This is a genomic window from Neisseria sp. P0022.S010, from assembly GCF_051956635.1.
In genome coordinates, this window is sequence record NZ_JBQCXF010000239.1 from 1 (window position 1) to 4426 (window position 4426).

Annotated in this window: 3 protein-coding genes; all 3 read left to right on the plus strand. The window is 50.8% G+C overall.

Going from position 1 to position 4426, the window contains the following annotated elements; genetic code table 11:
• Positions 1 to 869 (plus strand): type I glyceraldehyde-3-phosphate dehydrogenase (gap, locus tag ACTHUT_RS14450; protein ID WP_440418948.1); only part of this gene is annotated, 869 nt, incomplete at its 5' end.
• A gap of 100 nt (positions 870 to 969) precedes the next feature.
• Positions 970 to 3177, plus strand: coding sequence for a DNA helicase II (gene uvrD / locus ACTHUT_RS14455; protein WP_250601444.1), 2208 nt, complete (start codon positions 970 to 972; stop codon positions 3175 to 3177).
• A 190-nt stretch (positions 3178 to 3367) separates the two neighbouring features.
• A partial coding sequence (locus ACTHUT_RS14460) for a hypothetical protein (protein WP_440418949.1) occupies positions 3368 to 4426 on the plus strand: 1059 nt, incomplete at its 3' end.

Genomic DNA, 4426 nt, shown 5'->3' on the forward strand with positions numbered 1-4426 from the left:
ACGGCCGCTTCAACTCTGAAGTTTCCCACGATGAGAAACACCTCATCATCGACGGTAAAAAAATCCCTTACTTCTCTACCCGCAACCCAGCCGAATTGCCATGGGGCGAATTGGGCGTTGACCTGGTAATGGAATGTACCGGTGCGTTCACCAGCAAAGAGAAAGCCAAAATCCACTTGGAAAGCGGCGCGAAAAAAGTGCTGATTTCCGCTCCCGGCGGCGATGACGTTGACGCAACCATCGTTTACGGCGTAAACGACGACGTGATTACCGACGACATGACCGTTATCTCCAACGCGTCTTGTACCACCAACTGCCTGGCACCTGTTGCCAAAGTGTTGAACGAAAACATCGGTATCGTAAACGGCGTGATGACCACCATCCACGCGCTGACCAACGACCAAACCGTAACCGACGTACGCCACAAAGACCTGCGCCGTGCGCGTAGCGGCGTGGAAAACATGATTCCGACCAAAACCGGTGCTGCAAAAGCCGTCGGTTTGGTATTGCCGGACCTGAAAGGCAAACTCGACGGCCTCGCCATCCGCGTACCGACCGTCAACGTTTCCCTGGTTGACCTGAGCTTCCAAGCAGGCCGCGACACTTCTGCCGAAGAAATCAACGCGCTGATGAAAGCCGCTTCCGAAGAAGGCCGTCTGAAAGGCGTATTGGCCTACAATACCCTGCCACTGGTTTCCATGGACTTCAACCACACTACCCAAGCCAGCACATTTGACTCTACGCTGACCAAAGTCACCGCAGGCAAAATGGTTAAAGTGTTCGCATGGTATGACAACGAGTGGGGCTTCAGCTGCCAAATGCTGAACACCGCACGCCGTATGTTCGGTTTGGAAGTACGTCCGTTCTAATCGGCTTCCAACACAAAGGCCGTCTGAAACATCTTTTCAGACGGCCTTTTGTATTTCCTTTAAAATATCGCATTCCCATTTATTTTCAGACGGCCTCTTCATGTTTCCCAACGAATCCGCCCCCAATCTCCTGCAAGGCTTGAACCCCGAACAACTCTCCGCCGTAACCTGGCCGCCGCAATCCGCCCTCGTTTTGGCGGGCGCGGGCAGCGGCAAAACGCGCGTGCTGACCACGCGTATCGCATGGCTTTTGCAAACCGGTCAGGCAAGCGTACACAGCATTATGGCGGTAACGTTTACCAACAAAGCTGCCAAAGAAATGCAAACCCGACTCGGCGCGATGATTCCCATCAACGTCCGCGCCATGTGGCTCGGCACGTTCCACGGTCTCTGCCACCGCTTTTTACGCCTGCACCACCGCGACGCTGGTTTGCCCTCTTCCTTTCAAATCCTCGACAGCGGCGACCAGCTTTCTCTCATCAAACGCCTGCTCAAAAGCCTCAACATCGCCGAAGAAATCATCGCCCCTCGTTCGCTGCAAGGCTTTATCAACGCGCAAAAAGAAGCCGGTTTGCGCGCTTCCGTGTTGAGCGCGCCCGACCCGCATACAAGCCGCATGATTGAGTGCTACGCCGAATACGACAAAATCTGCCAACGCGAAGGCGTGGTCGATTTCGCCGAACTCATGCTCCGCAGCTACGAGATGCTGCAAAGCAACGAAATCCTGCGCCAACACTACCAAAACCGCTTCAACCACATTCTGGTCGACGAGTTCCAAGATACCAACAAACTGCAATACGCGTGGCTCAAACTCATGGCGGGCGGCAACGCGGCAGTGTTTGCCGTCGGCGACGACGACCAAAGCATCTACCGGTTTCGCGGCGCGCACGTCGGCAACATGACCGCGCTGATGGAAGAATTCCACATCGACGCGCCCGTCAAACTCGAACAAAACTACCGCTCCGTCGGCAACATCCTCGCCGCCGCCAATGCCGTGATTGAAAACAACGACGAACGCCTCGGCAAAAACCTGCGCACCGACGCCGAAGCAGGCGACAAAATCCGCTACTACTCCGCCTTTACCGACCTCGAAGAAGCCCAATTCATCGTGGACGAAACCAAAGCCCTCGAACGCGAAGGCTGGGATTTGGACGAAATCGCCGTCCTCTACCGCAGCAACGCCCAATCGCGCGTCATCGAACAAAGCCTGTTCCGCAGCGGCATCCCCTACAAAATCTACGGCGGCCTGCGCTTTTACGAACGCCAAGAAATCAAACACGCGCTCGCCTACCTGCGCCTCGCCGTCAATCCCGACGACGACAACGCCCTCTTGCGCGTCATCAACTTCCCGCCGCGCGGCATTGGCGCACGCACCATCGAAAACCTTCAGACGGCCTCAAACGAACAAGGCATCACCCTTTGGCAGGCAGCCTGCAATGCTGGCGCAAAAGCCGCCAAAGTCGCCGCCTTCGTCCGCCTCATCGAAGCCCTGCGCAACCAAGTCGGACAACTGCCCCTGTCCGAAATCATCGTCGGCATCCTCAAAGACAGCGGCCTGACCGAACACTACCGAACCCAAAAAGGCGACAACCAAGACCGCCTCGACAACCTCGACGAACTCGTCAACGCTGCCATCGAGTTCAAACCCGAAGACAGCAACTTCGAAATCCTGCCCGACAACATTTCAGACGACCCCGCCTTCCCCATCCTCGCCTTCCTAAGCAACGCCGCCCTCGAATCCGGCGAAAACCAAGCAGGCGCGGGCGAAAAAGCCGTCCAACTCATGACCGTCCACGCCGCCAAAGGCTTGGAATTCAACGCCGTCTTCCTCACCGGCATGGAAGAAGGCCGCTTCCCCAGCGAAATGAGCCTTGCCGAACGCGGCGGCCTCGAAGAAGAACGCCGCCTCATGTACGTCGCCATCACCCGCGCCCGCAAACGCCTCTACATCACCATGGCGCAACAACGCATGCTGCACGGACAAACCCAATTCGGCATTGTCTCCCGCTTCGTCGAAGAAATCCCGCCCGAAGTATTACACTACCTGTCCGTCAAAAAACCCACCTACGACAGCTACGGCAACACACGCCAAACCGCCACATTCAAAGACAAAATCATCGAAGACTTCAAACAGCCGCAAACCTACGCAGGCTTCCGCATCGGCCAAAACGTCCGCCACGCCAAATTCGGCACCGGCGTCATCATCGATGCCGTAGACAAAGGCGAATCCGCCCGACTGACCATCAACTTCGGCAAACAGGGCGTGAAAGAGCTGGATACCAAGTTTGCGAAATTGGAAGAGATGTAAAAGGGAAATGGCAGAGATCGTCTGAAAACGGGAGGAGCAATTTTGCCGAAACCTCCGCCGTCATTCCCGCGCAGGCGGGAATGACGGCATTAAAGAATCGGCAGTTTGCAAATAGGTCGTTCAAACAAGTGATTCGGTTCTTATCTTTGAATCCGAAAAGATTAATCAGCAAAAATAGGAAAGGGAAAAAATGGGATTTTTTAGCGAGTTACATAATGATTTGGTGCAGGTTAAAAAGAAAATTGCCCAAGCGGATGAGTCGATGTTGTCAGAACAGGAGCGCGAACAGTATGAATTGATTACGGCGGTAGCGTCATCGATGATTGACAATCCTGAGTTATGGGAAAAGGATTGTTTATTCAATATAAAGTATATAGGTGATAATTTTAATAGCCAAATTCAAAATTTACAGAACAATATTTCGAAGGAAGAAGCTACAAACCTCTATGTTTGCATGGTGAGATTTTTGGTTGAACTTGATTTGAGCTATGGGCTGGGAGGAATCAATTTTTTTAGGAATAATTCATTAGATAAAGTAATAGAACCTTTAAGGGAAAAAATGTATTTCCCTCACAGTGAATATGCAAAGCAGCTTAACTATGCTTTTTACAAAATGCCGATAGATATACTGTGTTCTTACATGGGCGACGAGGGCTTTAAGACATTTTTTGAATTTGATGAAAGAAGAAACGCTTTAGAAAAATCGATTCAACAATATCAGAATGAAGTCAACGAAAAAATAGTTGAAGTTCAGCAAAGAATAAATGATGTAGATAAACTTAAGGAAAAATTAGACGAATACAAAACAGCATTCAACTTTGTCGGCTTGTCCCAAGGTTTTGAAAATCTGTTAAAACAAAAAAACGAAGCCAAAAAGAAAACTTTTCACTTGTTAGCCAGTTTAGCAATAACCGCACTTCTGCCTTTAGGATTTAGCTTCTGCAAAAAATTCATTGCAAATGTAGATATTTCATGGCAATCCATGCTACCGATTATCGGCTTGGAATTTGTTTTAATCTATTTCTTCAGAGTGGTTTTAACTCATTACCATTCGATACAGACTCAAATCATGCAGTTGGAACTGCGACAGTCGTTGTGTCAATTTATCCAAAGCTATGCCGAGTATGCGAAAAAAATCAAAACTGATGATAAAGACGCGCTGGAAAAATTCGAAAACCTGATTTTCAGCAGCATTCTGTCCAATCCCGATAAAGTGCCGGGTACATTCGACGGTGTGGCAGGATTAACG